Here is a 17148-nt window from a genome sequence, read left to right on the forward strand (position 1 = left end):
TTTAAAGACTATTTATCACTGGTGAATCTATTTTATTAATAGAATTAATAACAATTTCTACCTCAGAGCAATTACTCATATCTATAAAAACTTTATCATCAGAAACTCCTGTAGTGTTACTAGTAACATTAAATACGGTTGCTCCTTCAGGAAAACTAACCCAAGTAGTAGAAGTATTTGGTGCTATATTAACTAATTCAATTAAATTATTATTTAAATCTATAATCTGAAATGTAAAAGCAACACTTCCATTGTTTGTAAGTTGAGATTGCGGATCTTGGTTATCACAAGATTGACTATTTACAACCGAATAAGAATTGGTAGACTCTTCATTTGCTGTATCCTCTAAACTATCTACAGTACAACTAGAGACAAATAATATTAAACAAATTTTTACTGATAATCTTACTAAATATTTCATTTTACATTTAATTATTTAAACACTATTTAATGTGTCATATTTGGGGCTGCAAAAGTACTTTTAGAAGAAAGAAATAAAAGCCTAAAAATGAATTAATTAGTACAAATAGATAAACATCATAAAAAATCGGTTTAACTACTTAATTCAACTAAAAATAAGACACTAAAACACTATTAATCATAACATTAAAAACATCAGAAGCAAAAATTCGATATTATAAAAAGTGTTAAAAACAAAAAAGCCTCACTATTTCTAGTGAAGCTTTAAGTGAGCCCTTCAGGATTCGAACCTGAGACCGCCTCCTTAGAAGGGAGGTGCTCTATCCAGCTGAGCTAAGAGCCCGTAGTTTTATTGTTTCTACGAAAACAGTGTCGGGGTGGCAGGATTCGAACCTGCGGCCTCCACGTCCCAAACGTGGCGCGATAACCGGGCTACGCTACACCCCGAAAATGGTTATCTATTATTCAAATTAAATTTGAAAATATTGCGGAGAGACAGGGATTCGAACCCTGGGTAAATGTTTCCACCTACGACGATTTAGCAAACCGCTCCTTTCGGCCACTCAGGCACCTCTCCGATTATGTAATGAACTATGCAATTAATTGCGGGTGCAAATTTATAATACTTTATTAAATTTCACAACCTTTTTTAAAGTTTTTTTTCAAAAATTATTCTGGATATTCAATTCTTAAATGGTAAATATTTGCAAGCTTGCGTTTTAGCACTTTTTTAATCGATTCAATTTCTTTAAAAGTTATATCAGCATTTAAAAATTGTCCACTATCTTTTTGCTTATTTATTATATTTTCAACAAAATTATCAATTTTACTTGATGTTGGATCTTTTAAACTTTTCGAAGCAGCTTCAACACTATCACACATCATTAAAATGGCTGTTTCTTTACTAAAAGGCTTTGGACCTGGATATGTAAAATCAATAATATCTACATTTTCATTGTTTGCTTTTTCTTTCATATAAAAATAATAAACTTGACTAGTACCATGGTGTGTCCTAATAAAATCTATAACTCTATCCGGTAAATTATATTTTTTAGCTATTTCTATACCGTTTAAAACGTGATTAATAATGATTTTAGCACTTTCTCTTGGCGTAAGTTCATCATGTCTATTAATACCTGACGATTGGTTTTCTGTGAAATATATGGGTGATTTCATCTTTCCAATATCATGATACAATGCACCAACCCTTACTAACATTGCATTTGCTTCAATTTCGTTTGCAGAAGCTTCAGCTAAATTGGCAACGTTAAGCGAATGGTGAAATGTACCAGGCGCTTTATTAGATAATTCTTTTAATAATTTTGAATTTGTGTCTGATAATTCCAATAATGAAACATCAGAGATTAAGCCGAATAATTTTTCGTAAACATAAATAATGGGTTGTACAAATAATGTAGCTAGTCCACATAGGATAAATAAACCAAAGGTTTCCCATTTTAGATTATCTACACTAGCTTCATGTATTACAAAAAATGCAAAATATGCAATAATATACACTAAGGTTATTTGTCCTACTGATATAAAAAGATTTGCCCTTTTATATAATTCTGAAACCGTTAAAATTGTAACTATACCTGCAATAATTTGTAAAAACATATACTCATAACTATTAGGTACTATTGACCCTAATAATAAAACGGTTATAACGTGTGTAAATAATCCCAAACGTGCATCAAAGAAGGCTTTTAGGACTAAAGGCAATATAGTAATTGGAACTAAATACACATACTCCGAATTGTAATTAACAATCAATGTTGTTAATAAAACCATTACAAATACGTTAAAAAATATAAAAGTCACTTTAGTATTATTTTTATAAACATCTTTACGATATTTTCTAATAAAAAGTAATAACATAAGTAAAGCTAATGAAACCAGTAATGTGTAAGCAAAAACAATCCAATTGTAACTTGATTTACTCCAAACTTGACTTTCATACTCTTTAGATAATGATGTCAAAACCTGAAACTTTTCATCATTTACAACTTCACCTTTTGATATTATCAAAGTTCCTTTATCAACTACTCCCCTATTTTTAGAAATTTTATCTAAAGCCTCTTTTAAGACATTATCAGATAGTGCTTTGTTATATGTTAAATTTGTTTTTATAACGTCAAAGAAAAGCGCTGTAAGTTTATTTGAATAGGTTTCTAAACTAGTTCCTTTAAGTTGTTTCTCTATACTGTTTTTTAATGTTCCTAATTTTTGTAAATTCTTATATGTAGTGGTTTGTTTTTCAACATTGTCAATTAAAATAACAGCTTTGTTAGAATTTTTTAAATCTAAATTTTCATTTAATATACCATATTTATAAAAAGTATTTAAAATTGAATTTGCTTTGCTTTTTAATCCTTTGTAATTGTTTAAAGAATCATTAAACGTTTTATTAAATCCTTCTTTAAAATCCTTTATAACTTCAGCTTCTATTCCTTTTTCTTTATTAAAAAAATGAGTAGTTTGATTTGTAATTAAAGTTTCTTCTTTTTTAACTTCATTAGTAGATTTTTGAATACCAAAATTAAAAGGTGCATATAAATTTTCTGTCTGCCAAGGCTTACCTTTTTCAAAGTTATATTTAAAACGACCACTCTTCGGGAAAAAAAAGACAATTAAAATAGTGGTCACTACAAATAATAATATCTTATAAAACTGTGAATGATTTTTATAGATAGCGTTAATATGATCTTTCATGCTTGTAATATGGTGTTTTTCAAATGTAATAAATTATAATAGTACATAAAGTTATAATATGAAGAATAGGCTGAAAATTTCTAAAAAAATTAGTAATTTCGTCCTTTAACAAATTTCATTAATTATGAGTAAAAAAGTCGTTATTGTCTCTGCAGCTAGAACACCAATTGGTAGTTTTTTAGGTGCTTTAAGTACTGTACCTGCTACTAAATTAGGTGCAATTGCTATAAAAGGAGCTTTAGATAAAATAAATTTAAAACCAGAATTAGTAGAAGAAGTATTAATGGGTAATGTAGTGCAAGCTGGTACAGGTCAAGCACCTGCAAGACAAGCTGCTATATACGCTGGAATACCAAATACTGTCCCATGTACTACTATTAATAAAGTTTGTGCTTCTGGTATGAAAACCGTTATGCAAGCTGCACAAAGTATTGCTTTAGGTGATGCAGATGTTATTGTTGCAGGTGGTATGGAAAACATGAGTATGATTCCTCATTATTTTCATGCAAGATCAGCAACCAAATTTGGACCAGCCACTTTAATTGATGGAATACAAAAAGACGGTTTAGTTGATGCCTATGACCAAAATGCAATGGGTGTTTGTGCAGATGCTTGCGCAACTAAATATGAATTTACAAGAGAGGATCAAGATGCTTACGCAGCAAAAAGTTATACTAGATCTGCTTCTGCTTGGGACGCTGGAAAATTTGATAATGAAGTGGTACCTGTAGAAGTACCTCAAAGACGTGGAGAACCTATTATTGTTAGTAAAGATGAAGAATTTACTAATGTTAAAATGGAAAAAATACCTAATTTACGTCCGGCTTTTTCTAAAGACGGAACAGTAACTGCTGCAAATGCATCTACAATAAATGATGGTGCTGGAGCAATGGTATTAATGAGTGCAGAAAAAGCAGAGGAATTAGGTTTAAAACCTTTAGCTACAATAACAGGATATGCTGATGCTGCCCATGAACCAAAATGGTTTACAACTGCACCATCAAAAGCATTACCAAAAGCATTAAATAAAGCTGGAATATCAATTGATAATGTTGATTATTTTGAGTTTAATGAAGCTTTTTCTGTTGTTGGGTTAGCTAACATGAAAATATTAGGCCTTAACGATAGTAACGTTAATGTAAATGGTGGAGCTGTATCATTAGGTCATCCATTAGGATGTTCTGGTGTTAGAATACTAATTACATTATTAAATGTTTTAGAACAAAATAATGCAAAAACAGGAGCTGCAGCCATTTGTAATGGTGGTGGTGGTGCTTCAGCAGTAATTATAGAACGTCACTAAACCCTAATAATGCAATTCGGAATTTGTAATTTAAGTATTGTTCCTTTAAGACTTGAGACTTCTGATACAAGCGAATTAGTCTCGCAAGTATTATATGGAGACACCTTCAAAGTTTTAGAGCAACGCAAGCAATGGAGCAAAATAAGATTAGCTTTTGACAAATATGAAGGCTGGATTGATAATAAGCAATATCTTGAAATTACTGAAGAACAATACAAAGATCTAAATAATAATACTTTAAAGTTATCCACAGATTTAGTTGAATTTATACAAGATAATAAAGATCAATTAAACACTATAGTTTTAGGATCTTCTTTAAATGGTTTAGAATTATTAAAACATACTTTTGAAGGGGTTTTTGTTGAAAATGAATTACCTAAAAATGAATTAATTACTACCGCTTTTAAATATTTAAACACCCCATATCTTTGGGGAGGAAAAACTCCTTTTGGCATAGATTGTAGTGGATTTACACAAATGGTCTATAAATTAAATGGGTACAAGTTACTACGTGATGCCTCACAGCAAGCCACTCAGGGTGAAGCTTTAAGTTTTATAGAAGAAAGTGAACCTGGTGATTTAGCCTTCTTTGATAATAATGAAGGAAATATCACACACGTTGGCATTATCATGCAAGATAATTACATTATTCACGCACATGGTAAAGTACGAATTGACAGATTAGACCATACAGGTATTTACAACGTTGATAAGCGACTACACACACATAAACTTAGAGTCATTAAAAAGATTATATAATAAAAAAGCCTTCATTTAAATGAAGGCTTTTTTTATGAGAAATCGATTAATTTCCTAATCTCTTAAAGCTTTTGCTTTTGCATCTTCTCCAATAGCACTATAAATACTTGCTAATGTTGATTTAACATCAGGGTTTTCAGGATTAATTGCTAATACTTTTTCTAAATAAGGAATTGCTTCTTTATATAAATTAGTACGCTTGTCTTTTAGCTCGTCATATTTTCTATTGTCAGCAGCAGATGTACCTAAACCGTTCATTTGATCTATAATAGACTGCTCTTCACTTAATACTAAAGCTGCTAAATTAGTTAGTGTGTTAGTGTTTTCTGGGTTTAACTTCAAAGATTTAAGGTAATATTCTTTAGCTTTTACTTTATCTCCAGAATCATTAGATAATACAGCTAAGTTATAAAGTAAATCAGCATTGTTTGGATCTCTTTGTAAAGCTAAACTAATTAACTCTTGGTACTTTTCAGTGTTACCTAATTTATATTGTAAGTTAGCTTCCGTAACTATTAAATTAGAATCTTCCGGATTAGCTTCTCTAGCTTTTTTCATTGCAGCTAAAGCTTTATCATCTTCACCTTTACCAGCATAAATTAAAGCTATATTTTTAGTAATTTCTCCAGCTTTAGACTCGGTTGTTCTTTCTCCAGGACTAATATGAGTCCCTATTTTAACATAGCTATCTCTTGTTGCTTTATTAAAAATTTCTTCTTGACCACTAGCTTTATTAATTGCAAAATACTGTGTTTCAACACCTGTATAACCCAAATCATTTAACTTTAAATAATATTTTAAAGCGCCATCCATATCTTGGTCATTTAAAGCACTAGAAGCTGCATAGTATAAATAGTTTTCTTCAGTTTTATTTACATTATACAAATTCTCAAAAGCTAAAGCAGCTTTTCCATACTGTTTAGCTGTATAAAAGTCGTTTGCTTTAGTTATTAAATCATTTTCAATTGTACGTTTGAAATCTTCAACTAATGGTGTTTCATTTTCATCAAAATACTCTAAATACTTAGAAACTTTCTCTAAATCAGCGGTTGTGTTAGCTCCATTGGCAAAATATGCTTTTGCTGCAGCTAAGTTATATTTGTTTTTTAACTTACTGTCCATAGCACTTTCCATAGACTCTAGCTGACCTACTAAAGCTTTAGCTTCAGCATAATTATTGTTTTTTACAGCTTTTTCTAAAGCCTTAATTTCCTTTTTCTGCCCAAAAGAAAATACAGTTACAAGTAATGCTACAGCAAGTATTAATTGTTTTTTCATTGTTTACTTTTTTTAATATAATTTGTTAAGGTTATTCTTCTTCAGAATTATCAATAGTCGTGCCATCTTCTAAATTGGCAGTGTTTTCAAGGTCATCTGACGGATTTTCTATATCCTCATCTTCATCTTTCATCACTTTTGCAACAGCTGCAATAGAATCTTTACCCTTTAAGTTAATCAATTTAACTCCTTGTGTAGCTCTTCCCATTGTACGTAAGCTTTCAACAGCCATACGTATTGCAATTCCTGATTTATTAATAATCATAAGGTCATCAGTGTCTGTTACTGTTTTAATAGATACTAACCCTCCTGTTTTTTCAGATATTGAAATGGTTTTAACACCTTTTCCTCCTCTGTTAGTAATTCTGTATACTGCCTCACCATCTTCTGGATCATCAATATACGTACGTTTACCATACCCATTTTCAGAAACTACTAAAACAGTTTCTTCTTGTGGATTTTCTACTATTACCATTCCGATAGCTTCATCTTCAACGTGTGCTAAAGTAATACCTCTTACACCTGAAGCATTTCTACCCATTGGTCTAGTTTTAGCTTCCTCAAACCTGATAGCCTTACCAGATTTAAGGGCTATCATAATCTGACTATTACCAGTCGTTAATTTAGCTTCTAGTAATTCGTCATCCTCTTTAATAGTGATGGCGTTAATACCATTAGTTCTTGGTCTAGAATATTGTTCTAAGGCAGTCTTTTTAACTTGACCTTTTTTAGTTGCCATTATGACATAATGACTATTAATATACTCTTCATCTTTTAAATCTTGAGTACATATAAATGCCATTACTTTGTCATCTTGCTCAATGTTTATAAGATTTTGAATTGCTCTACCTTTTGACGTTTTACTTCCTTCTGGAATTTCATAAACACGCATCCAAAAACATTTTCCTTTTTGAGTAAAGAACAACATATATTGGTGATTGGTTCCAACAAATAAATGTTCTAAGAAATCTTCATTTCTAGTTGTAGATGCTTTTTGCCCTACTCCTCCTCTATTTTGTGTTTTATATTCTGTTAAAGAAGTACGTTTAATATATCCAGCATGAGAGATGGTAATAACAACTTGCTCATCAGGAATCATATCTTCAATACTTAAATCTCCTCCTGCATATTCAATTGTAGATCTACGCTCATCACCATACTTATCTTTTACAACAAGTAACTCGTCCTTAATGATTTGCATTCTGCGTTCCTTTTTATCAAGGATATCTTTAAGGTCTTCAATGGTTTTCATGATTTCTTCATACTCACTACGTAATTTGTCTTGCTCTAGTCCTGTTAATTGACGTAGACGCATTTCGACAATTGCTTTAGCTTGTATTTCAGATAACTTGAAACGCTCTATTAATTTAGTACGAGCTTCATCTGCATTAGAAGACGCTCTAATAAGCGCAATTACTTCATCTATATTATCTGATGCAATAATTAATCCTTCTAAGATATGTGCTCTTTCTTCAGCCTTTCTTAATTCATATTTAGTACGTCTTACTACAACATCATGTCTGTGTTCAACAAAATAATGAATTAGCTCTTTTACATTAAGTAATTGTGGCTTACCATTAACCAATGCAATATTATTAACACTAAAAGAAGATTGTAAAGCTGTGTATTTGTACAACTTATTTAGTACAATATTTGGTATTGCATCGCGTTTTAAAACGTAAACAATACGCATACCATTTCTATCTGACTCATCACGAATAGTAGAAATCCCTTCTAACTTTTTGTCATTAATTAAGTCTGCAGTCTTTTTAATCATGTCTGCTTTATTGACTTGATAAGGAATCTCATCTACTATAATACATTCACGACCTTGAACTTCTTCAATGTTAGCTTTGGCACGCATAACAATACGTCCTCTACCAGTATGAAATGCTTCTTTGACACCATCATAACCATATATAGTTCCTCCTGTAGGAAAATCTGGAGCTTTAATATGTGTTATAATTTCGTCTATTTCGATATCAGGATTATCAATATAAGCTATTGTACCATCTACAACTTCTGATAAGTTATGTGGTGGCATATTAGTAGCCATACCTACAGCAATACCTGAGGCTCCATTAATTAATAAACCAGGAATACGTGTTGGTAAAACGGTAGGTTCTTCTAACGTATCATCAAAGTTTAATTTATGATCTACAGTTTCTTTATCAATATCTGCCAACATGTCTTCAGATATCTTACGCATACGTGCTTCTGTATAACGCATTGCTGCAGGACTATCTCCATCAACAGATCCAAAGTTACCTTGACCATCTACTAACATGTAACGTAAACTCCATTCTTGAGCCATACGTACCATAGTATCATATACTGAGGTATCACCATGTGGATGATACTTACCTAAAACCTCTCCAACTATTCTTGCAGACTTTTTGTGCGCAGAACTGGCTCTAACACCTAATTCATGCATTCCATATAATACACGTCTGTGTACTGGTTTTAAACCATCTCTTACGTCTGGTAATGCACGTGACACAATGACTGACATTGAATAATCAATGTAAGCCGATTTCATTTCGTCTTCAATGTTAATTGGAATGAGTTTTTCTCCTTCTGCCATATATATTTTTAATTAATATTATTCATTATTTCAAAACACGCTAATATAAAACTTTCATTAGTAATGATAAGTGTTTTAAGTCTCTTTTTTAACGTTTTTATTAACAATTTAAATATCTATTTTAATTAATAAGATAATTGTAGTTTATTTTTAAATTATACGTACTTTCAATCTTCAAACAATTAACATATTATTTAAGGTATAGTTTTTGCCATTACTAATTATGTTTACTATTTTTAAAGCTGAAAGGAACAAATATATGGATGACAATTTTTCACCAAGAGTTAAAGATGTTATTGCTTATAGCAAAGAGGAAGCATTACGCTTAGGACATGACTTTATAGGCACAGAACACTTAATGCTTGGTTTATTAAGAGACGGAAACGGAAAAGCTATTAATATTTTAAACTCGTTAGATATTGATTTAAATCACTTAAGACGAAAAGTAGAAATATTAAGTCCTGCAAATCCTAATACCACAATAACTTCTAACGAAAAGAAAAACTTACACTTAACACGTCAGGCAGAACGTGCGTTAAAAACAACTTTTCTGGAAGCAAAACTGTTTCAAAGTACATCAATTAATACTGCACATTTATTATTATGTATTTTAAGAAACGAAAACGACCCTACAACCAAGCTTTTAAATAGGCTAAAAGTAGATTATGATAACGTTAAAGAACAATTTAAGTCAATGATAACAAACGACGATAACTTTGAAGATATTACTGGAGCTCCAAAAGCCGAGTCTTTTCAAGACGACTCTCCTTCTGAAGACTCTGGTTCTAAAGACATATTTAACACTCCAGGCGCTAAAGGCAACAAGAAATCTAAAACACCTGTTTTAGATAATTTTGGACGCGACCTTACAGCAATGGCTGAAGAAGGTAAATTAGACCCTGTAGTAGGACGAGAAAAAGAAATTGAGCGTGTCTCTCAAATACTTTCTAGACGTAAAAAGAACAACCCATTACTTATTGGTGAACCTGGTGTTGGTAAATCTGCAATTGCAGAAGGTTTAGCTAACAGGATTGTTAAACGTAAAGTCTCACGTATTTTATTTAATAAACGTGTCGTTACTTTAGATTTAGCTAGTCTTGTTGCAGGAACCAAATACAGAGGACAGTTTGAAGAACGCATGAAAGCTGTAATGAATGAACTTGAAAAAAATGATGATGTCATTTTATTTATAGACGAAATTCATACTATTGTTGGAGCTGGTGGAGCAACCGGAAGCCTTGATGCTTCCAACATGTTTAAGCCTGCTTTAGCTAGAGGCGAAATACAATGTATTGGTGCTACAACCCTTGATGAGTATAGACAATACATCGAAAAAGATGGTGCTTTAGAGCGTCGTTTCCAGAAAGTTATAGTAGAGCCTACAACTGTAGAAGAAACTATTGAAATACTAAACAATATTAAAGGTAAATATGAAGAGCACCATAATGTAGAATATACAGATGAAGCAATTGAAGCTTGTGTTAAATTAACTAACCGTTATATGACTGAGCGCTTTTTACCAGACAAAGCTATTGATGCTTTAGACGAAGCTGGATCACGTGTACACATTACTAATATTGACGTACCAAAACAGATTATTGAATTAGAGAAAAAACTTGAAGAAGTTAGAGAAACTAAAAATTCGGTAGTTAAAAAACAAAAATACGAAGAAGCTGCAAGACTACGTGATGACGAAAAACGTCTTGAAAAAGAATTAGCAGTTGCTCAAGAAAAATGGGAAGAAGACACCAAACAACATAAAGAAACTGTTACAGAAGACAATGTTGCTGACGTTATATCTATGATGACAGGTGTACCTGTTAACCGTATTGCACAAACCGAAAGTAATAAGTTGGCTCAATTACCTGAATTAATTAAAGGTAAAGTTATAGGTCAAGATGAAGCTGTTGCCAAAGTTGTCAAAGCCATTCAGCGTAATCGTGCTGGACTTAAAGATCCAAACAAACCAATTGGTTCGTTTATCTTTTTAGGGCAAACAGGTGTTGGTAAAACCCAATTAGCTAAAGTGTTATCAAAACAATTATTTGATAGTGAAGAAGCTATGGTTAGAATAGACATGAGTGAATACATGGAAAAATTTGCTATATCTAGATTAATTGGTGCACCTCCAGGATACGTAGGTTATGAAGAAGGTGGACAATTAACAGAAAAAGTTAGACGTAAGCCTTATGCTGTTATACTTTTAGATGAAATAGAAAAAGCGCATCCTGATGTTTTCAACATGTTATTACAAGTATTGGATGATGGCTATTTAACAGATAGTTTAGGTCGTAAAATAGATTTTAGAAATACCATTATTATAATGACTTCTAACATTGGAGCTAGAAAACTTAAAGATTTTGGAACAGGAATTGGTTTTGGTACTGCCTCTCAAAAATCTCAAGAAGACGCTAATGCAAGAAGTGTCATTGAAAATGCTCTTAAAAAATCATTCGCACCAGAATTTTTAAACCGTATTGATGATGTTATTGTATTTAATGCACTTGAAAAAGAAGACATTAATAAAATTATTGATATAGAATTAGAAAAACTATTAAAAAGAATTGATGGTTTAGGTTACACATTAACCTTAACAGATCCAGCAAAGGATTACATCGCTGAAAAAGGTTTTGATAAACAATATGGAGCACGTCCATTAAAACGTGCAATCCAAAAGTATATTGAAGATGCTTTAGCTGAAGAAATAATTACTGCCAAACTAAAAGAAGGTGATAAAATAATTATGGATTTAGATAGTAATACTGAAGAAATTACTATTGATATTGAAAAAGCTGAAAAATCTACTGAATCATAATTTATATCTAATAAATTTCAAAGCCCATAACTAATGTTATGGGCTTTTTTTATTAAATAGCTGCCTAAACAATTATGAATAAGCCTATTAAACCATCCTTTGTATGATATAAATAAAAAACACATAATGATTGCTTAAACAATAGATAATTTAAGTGTGGAAAATTAATTTTATAAAATTAGAAGATGCTATTATTTGGAGCAAAAACAAATTGAAATCATTAAAATTAGATTAAATAATTAAATAATTCGTATTAAAACGATTAAAGACACCTTTGAATTGTCAATTTAAAAATTTGACTTTTAAACAGTTAGCTGATATTTTCACAACAAAAACTATTTTAGTAATTACCTTTTTAAGTATATTTGCATCTTCAAAAAAAACACGTATATTATATAAGTTGTTTTTAAACTAAAAATTTTAATGTATACAAAAACTAAATTATCATTCTGTACTCTTTTAGTTTCTGATAATGTTATTATTTCAGAAATTAATGAAGGTGTACACATGAATAAAAAACATGCTACCCAAATCATAAAGTTTGTTTTAGATGTTTTTGGAGATAGACCTCATGTTTATATTTCTAATCGCATCCATTCATACTCAGTAGACACAATAGTATATTCTGATGTTTCTAAAGTTAAAAGCTTAGTTGGTTTTGCTGTAGTGTCTAATACATTAGCTGCTAGAAATGCAGAAATTGAAAGATTATTTTTAAACAAACCTTTTGAAATTTTCTCAAAACTAGAAGAGGCTACGACTTGGGCAAACCAAATTCTAAAAAATCAAATTAAACTAAAATAATTCGCTTGAATCAATTCCAATAGTTTGAATAAATTCAATAGACGCTTGTATGTCATCATGCAAAACTTCATCTTCTTTTATAAAAGGCACCACCACTCTATAGCTTAACAAAAATTGTTCAATAAACTCACTAGACTTTAAAGGTGCTCTAAAGGCCAAAGCTTGAGACGCATTAAATAATTCTATAGCCAAAACACGCTCTACATTATTAATTAAAGTATAAGCTTGCGTTGCTGCATTGGCTCCCATACTAACATGATCTTCCTGTCCATTACTAGAAACAATTGAATCTACAGATGCAGGAGTTGCCAATTGTTTATTAGCACTAACTATACTGGCTGCCGTGTACTGCGGAATCATAAAACCAGAATTTAAACCTGGATTATCTACCAAAAATGCTGGCAAACCCCTAAGTCCTGAAACTAACTGAAACACTCTTCTTTCAGAAATATTACCTAATTCTGCCATAGCAATTTTCAAATAATCCAAAGCTAAAGCTAAAGGTTGACCGTGAAAATTTCCTCCAGATATGATTTCATCTTCAGAAGCAAAAATATTAGGATTATCAGTAACCGAATTAATTTCGGTTGTAAACGTTTTTTCTACAAATGCTAAAGTATCCTTAGTTGCTCCATGTACTTGTGGTATACATCTAAAACTATAAGGGTCTTGTACATGTTGTTTTTGCTGAGTAATTATTTGACTACCTTCCAAAAAATCATTAACCCGTTGAGCTGTTTTTAGTTGTCCGTTATGAGGTCTAACCATATGAATTAAAGCATTAAAAGGCTCAATTCTACCATCAAAAGCTTCAATAGACACACTACCAATTAAATCTGCTAAATATGATAATTTATACGCTTTTAACAATAAAGCTGTACCATAAGCAGTCATAAATTGTGTTCCGTTTAATAAAGCCAATCCTTCTTTAGACTGTAAGGTTATTGGCTGCCAATTGTATTGTTTTAAAACTACTTCTGCTTCTACAATGTTTCCATTATACTGCACCTTCCCTTTACCAATTAATGGTAAAGACAAATGCGCCAAAGGAGCCAAATCTCCTGATGCACCTAATGAGCCTTGCGTATAAACTAATGGTAAAATATTATTATTATAAAAAGCTATTAAGCGCTGTACGGTTTGTAATTGTACTCCAGAATGTCCATAACTAAGCGATTGTATTTTTAATAACAACATTAGTTTTACAACAGATTCTGGCACTAAATCTCCTGTACCACATGCATGAGACATCACTAAATTTTCTTGTAACTTAGTTAAATTTTCGTTATTAATTTTTACATTATATAACGATCCAAAACCAGTATTAATTCCATAAATTGGTCGTGTTTCTGACTTTAGCTTTTCATTTAAATAAACTCTACATTCTTTTATTTTATTTATTGATTCTTCAGATAATTCTAAAGTTTTTTGTTCTAAAATAATAGCTTGTATGGTAGCTAAATCTAATGGCTTAGAAGAAATAATATGCGATGTAATCATGTGTTAGTTTTGTCTATTCAAAAGTCATCATTACTATAATAATATGCAAGTAATTGTTAATAATTAAAAAAAAACTTTACTTACATAATTATTCTATATATTTTTGGGTTTAAACTAAAATTATTACAATGAAAAAACTATTAGTTTGCGTAGCAGCTTTATCTATTGTTGCTTGCAAAAAAGAAGCACCTAAAGATTATGCTACTTTATCTGGTAAGGTAGAAAACAAAAACAGTGATTCTTTATTTATATACCAAGGAAGAGACTTTAAAAAAACCATTATAGTTAATGAAGACGGAACATTTAGTGACACACTAAAAGTAAAAGCTGGTGTTTATGGAGTTTATGACGGTAAAGACCAAACTAATGTATTTCTTAAAAATGATGCTGATATTACAATGAATCTTAATGGAGAAAACGTACGCGAAAGTGTTAGTTTTTCTGGTAAAGGATCTGAAAGCTCTGTATTTTTAGTTGAAAAATTTAAATTTGAAGAAGATTTAATCGATATTGAAGTATTAAAAAATCTTGACGAAAAAGGTTTAGACACTAAAATGACTAGTGTTAAAGATGAAATGTTTGCTTTTTATGACAAAAACAAAGCTGTAGACTCAACGCTTATTGCACAAGCTAAAGCACAAACCGAGCCAATGCTTAAAAGTTTAAAAGCATTTGTTTTAGGAGGAATTAACCTTAAAAAACAATTACCTGCAGGAACACCATCTCCTACTTTTGAAAATTATGAAAATTATGAAGGTGGCACAACATCATTATCTGATTTAAAAGGTAAATATGTTTATATAGATGTTTGGGCTACATGGTGTGGACCTTGTATAGGTGAAATACCAGCTTTACAAAAACTTGAAAAAGAGTATGAAGGTAAAAACATAGCTTTTGTAAGTATTTCTACAGATAATGGTAGAGGTTACAGAGCAGCAAGTAAAGAAGAATCTTTTGAACTTTCTAAAGAAGGATGGAGAAAAATGATTGCTGAGAAAAACATGAGTGGAATTCAGTTATTTGCTGATAACGCATTTCAATCTGATTTTGTAACTGGTTATAAAATTAACTCTATTCCAAGATTTATTTTAATTGGACCTGAAGGAAACATTGTTAATCCTGATGCACCAAGACCATCATACTCTAAAATAAACGAGTATTTTAGTTCTTTTGGAATCTAAGAAACAACAAAAATATATTCATAAAAAAAGCGAACTTTAAAGTTCGCTTTTTTTACACCTTAGTTATTCTTATTTCTTATCATCATTAGCTTCATCTTCAATTTTAGGCTGTTCTGGTTGCTTAAATAAATCTAGATAAGCCAACGGAATTCCTTCAATTATATGACTAGCTATAAAACTTTGATAGCCTAAATTTTCAATTAAAACATCTGCAGATTTCCCATGTAAATACACACCAAAAATTGTAGCAGCTAAAGCGTCATAACTTTGTGCTATTAAACCTGTGATTATACCAGTTAAAACATCTCCTGTTCCTGCTGTTGCTAAACCAGGATTCCCTGTTGTATTTACATAAAACTTATCTCCAAAAACGGTTATTGTGTTTGCGCCTTTGATAACAACAATACATTTATACTGTTTAGAAAATGCTTTTGTTTTTTCTAATTTATCAAAATCATCTTCCCATTGACCTATCAAACGTTCCAGTTCTTTTGGATGTGGAGTTAAAACAGTGTTTTCTGGCAATAATTTTAATAATGATTTCTTTTTAGATAAAATATTAAGTCCATCTGCATCAATAACTAACACTGTTTTATTAGTCTTTAAAAACACTTCAAAAGCAGTAATGGTTTGCTTATCTGAACCTACACCTACTCCAAATGCGATAACGTTTGGTGAAATATTAAAATCTATAGAGGTGATTTTTTCTTCGTCTTTATCTGTAATTACCATTGCTTCAGGAAAACCAATTTGTAAAGGCAAATAACCACATTTTGGTGTGTAAGCAGTAACTTTTCCTGCTCCTATTGTCAATGCTCCTCGACTAGCTAAAGTTACAGCTCCAATTTTACCATAACTTCCTCCTATAATTAATGCGTGTCCAAAGGTCCCTTTATGACTGTATTTTTGACGTGGTTGATAAATTGGCAAGACTTCATTTTTACCAATTAGTTCAGCTTCTGTTGGTGTTGTGTATAAATATTCCGGATCAATACCAATATCTAAAACTTCCCATTGTACAGTATATTTAGCTGTTTCTGGTAAAAAGAAAGCTAATTTTGGCGTTTGAAAACTTAATGTATATCCTGCATTAACAACACTTTCTGGATCTTTTGGCGCTTTGTCTGTTGCCAAACCAGAAGGTATATCTATTGATAATACAAAGGCTTTTGTAGATCTAAAATAATTAAAAAATTGTTTAATCCATCCATCAACAGGTCTGTTTAAACCAATACCAAAAATAGCATCTACTATAATGTCCTTTTCGTTAATAGCTGGTAACTCACTAGCATCATTTAATAATACAGGCCAATCTTTAGTAGTATTTTTAATACGCTCGTAATTATTTAAAAAATCTTTAGATCGTGTTGTACTATGGTTTACAATATAAGTTTTAACATTGTATCCATGGGTAATTAAGTGCCTAGCTACAACCAAACCGTCTCCTCCATTATTACCAATTCCGCAAAACACATGAATGGGTACTTGAGCACCTTGCAAACGCATATGTAGCCAATTAAATATTTGTGTACCTGCACGCTCCATTAAATCTGTAGAAGTAATTCCTTGTTTTTTAGAGGTTAACGCGTCTCCTTCATAAATTTGTGCTTTCGAAAATATTTTCATTTTAATAATTTATTGGCTATTAATTGACAATGTCGTAAAAATCGACCTTTTGTTTTTTTGATAACAGTAAAAGTAATACATTTGATAGGTATAGACGCATAAAATGAAAAAAAGACAAACCATTTTCACATCATTTTTTATTATTACCCTTTTGGGTTAAGCTATA

Annotated in this window: 11 protein-coding genes and 3 tRNA genes; 5 read left to right on the forward strand and 9 right to left on the reverse strand. The window is 31.0% G+C overall.

Annotated elements, in window-relative coordinates; all coding sequences use genetic code 11:
• Position 1 precedes the first annotated feature (1 nt).
• From JAO71_RS14830 to JAO71_RS14850, 5 genes are all read right to left on the reverse strand, one after another.
• On the reverse strand, positions 2-421 hold the full coding sequence (locus JAO71_RS14830) for a hypothetical protein (protein ID WP_203001573.1): 420 nt from the start codon (positions 419-421) through the stop codon (positions 2-4).
• A 268-nt stretch (positions 422-689) separates the two neighbouring features.
• Positions 690-763: transfer RNA gene (locus tag JAO71_RS14835), tRNA-Arg, on the reverse strand.
• A gap of 29 nt (positions 764-792) precedes the next feature.
• Positions 793-867, reverse strand: a tRNA-Pro gene (locus JAO71_RS14840).
• A gap of 41 nt (positions 868-908) precedes the next feature.
• Positions 909-997, reverse strand: a tRNA-Ser gene (locus tag JAO71_RS14845).
• A gap of 92 nt (positions 998-1089) precedes the next feature.
• Positions 1090-3132 (reverse strand): HD family phosphohydrolase, encoded by a 2043-nt coding sequence (locus tag JAO71_RS14850; protein WP_203001574.1) that lies wholly within the window; start codon positions 3130-3132, stop codon positions 1090-1092.
• 124 nt (positions 3133-3256) lie between these two features.
• Here JAO71_RS14850 and JAO71_RS14855 point away from each other — a divergent pair, with 124 nt between their 5' ends.
• The gene (locus JAO71_RS14855; protein ID WP_203001576.1) at positions 3257-4435 is read left to right on the forward strand and encodes an acetyl-CoA C-acyltransferase; all 1179 of its coding nucleotides are present in this window, start codon (positions 3257-3259) and stop codon (positions 4433-4435) included.
• Between the two features lie 9 nt (positions 4436-4444).
• Positions 4445-5194, forward strand: a complete 750-nt coding sequence (locus tag JAO71_RS14860; protein ID WP_203001578.1) for a C40 family peptidase — start codon at positions 4445-4447, stop codon at positions 5192-5194.
• Positions 5195-5248: 54 nt separating this feature from the next.
• Here the strand turns inward: JAO71_RS14860 and JAO71_RS14865 are convergent, their stop codons facing one another.
• Together JAO71_RS14865 and gyrA are read right to left on the reverse strand one after the other, a co-directional pair.
• Positions 5249-6472, reverse strand: a complete 1224-nt coding sequence (locus JAO71_RS14865) for a tetratricopeptide repeat protein (RefSeq protein WP_203001580.1) — start codon at positions 6470-6472, stop codon at positions 5249-5251.
• Between the two features lie 31 nt (positions 6473-6503).
• Positions 6504-9056 (reverse strand): DNA gyrase subunit A, encoded by a 2553-nt coding sequence (gene gyrA / locus JAO71_RS14870; RefSeq protein WP_203001582.1) that lies wholly within the window; start codon positions 9054-9056, stop codon positions 6504-6506.
• A gap of 259 nt (positions 9057-9315) precedes the next feature.
• Between gyrA and JAO71_RS14875 the strand changes: the two genes are divergently transcribed.
• Together JAO71_RS14875 and JAO71_RS14880 are read left to right on the forward strand one after the other, a co-directional pair.
• Positions 9316-11871: an ATP-dependent Clp protease ATP-binding subunit gene (locus JAO71_RS14875; protein WP_203001584.1), complete on the forward strand. Its 2556-nt coding sequence runs from the start codon at positions 9316-9318 to the stop codon at positions 11869-11871.
• Positions 11872-12294: 423 nt separating this feature from the next.
• Entirely contained in the window at positions 12295-12675 is a 381-nt protein-coding gene (locus JAO71_RS14880; RefSeq protein WP_116822584.1) for a hypothetical protein, read from the forward strand.
• On the opposite strand, the gene hutH is transcribed toward JAO71_RS14880, so the two are convergent.
• On the reverse strand, positions 12667-14175 hold the full coding sequence (hutH, locus tag JAO71_RS14885; RefSeq protein ID WP_203001586.1) for a histidine ammonia-lyase: 1509 nt from the start codon (positions 14173-14175) through the stop codon (positions 12667-12669). The two genes, JAO71_RS14880 and hutH, sit on opposite strands and share 9 nt — an antisense overlap.
• A 128-nt stretch (positions 14176-14303) precedes the next feature.
• On the opposite strand from hutH, the gene JAO71_RS14890 reads away from it, so the two are divergent.
• The gene (locus JAO71_RS14890; protein ID WP_203001588.1) at positions 14304-15356 is read left to right on the forward strand and encodes a TlpA family protein disulfide reductase; all 1053 of its coding nucleotides are present in this window, start codon (positions 14304-14306) and stop codon (positions 15354-15356) included.
• A 69-nt stretch (positions 15357-15425) separates the two neighbouring features.
• On the opposite strand, the gene JAO71_RS14895 is transcribed toward JAO71_RS14890, so the two are convergent.
• On the reverse strand, positions 15426-16982 hold the full coding sequence (locus JAO71_RS14895) for an NAD(P)H-hydrate dehydratase (protein WP_116822581.1): 1557 nt from the start codon (positions 16980-16982) through the stop codon (positions 15426-15428).
• Positions 16983-17148: the final 166 nt, after the last annotated feature.

The organism is Olleya sediminilitoris, from assembly GCF_016785945.1.
In the GTDB taxonomy this organism is placed as follows: domain Bacteria; phylum Bacteroidota; class Bacteroidia; order Flavobacteriales; family Flavobacteriaceae; genus Olleya; species Olleya sediminilitoris.

What these genes read in the sequence shown, in the direction of transcription:
- JAO71_RS14830 (WP_203001573.1), bottom strand. Translation starts at nt 421, where the DNA reads ATGAAATATTTAGTAAGATTATCAGTAAAAATTTGTTTAATATTATTT.
- JAO71_RS14850 (WP_203001574.1), bottom strand. Translation starts at nt 3,132, where the DNA reads ATGAAAGATCATATTAACGCTATCTATAAAAATCATTCACAGTTTTAT.
- JAO71_RS14855 (WP_203001576.1), top strand. Translation starts at nt 3,257, where the DNA reads ATGAGTAAAAAAGTCGTTATTGTCTCTGCAGCTAGAACACCAATTGGT.
- JAO71_RS14860 (WP_203001578.1), top strand. Translation starts at nt 4,445, where the DNA reads ATGCAATTCGGAATTTGTAATTTAAGTATTGTTCCTTTAAGACTTGAG.
- JAO71_RS14865 (WP_203001580.1), bottom strand. Translation starts at nt 6,472, where the DNA reads ATGAAAAAACAATTAATACTTGCTGTAGCATTACTTGTAACTGTATTT.
- gyrA (WP_203001582.1), bottom strand. Translation starts at nt 9,056, where the DNA reads ATGGCAGAAGGAGAAAAACTCATTCCAATTAACATTGAAGACGAAATG.
- JAO71_RS14875 (WP_203001584.1), top strand. Translation starts at nt 9,316, where the DNA reads ATGGATGACAATTTTTCACCAAGAGTTAAAGATGTTATTGCTTATAGC.
- JAO71_RS14880 (WP_116822584.1), top strand. Translation starts at nt 12,295, where the DNA reads ATGTATACAAAAACTAAATTATCATTCTGTACTCTTTTAGTTTCTGAT.
- hutH (WP_203001586.1), bottom strand. Translation starts at nt 14,175, where the DNA reads ATGATTACATCGCATATTATTTCTTCTAAGCCATTAGATTTAGCTACC.
- JAO71_RS14890 (WP_203001588.1), top strand. Translation starts at nt 14,304, where the DNA reads ATGAAAAAACTATTAGTTTGCGTAGCAGCTTTATCTATTGTTGCTTGC.
- JAO71_RS14895 (WP_116822581.1), bottom strand. Translation starts at nt 16,982, where the DNA reads ATGAAAATATTTTCGAAAGCACAAATTTATGAAGGAGACGCGTTAACC.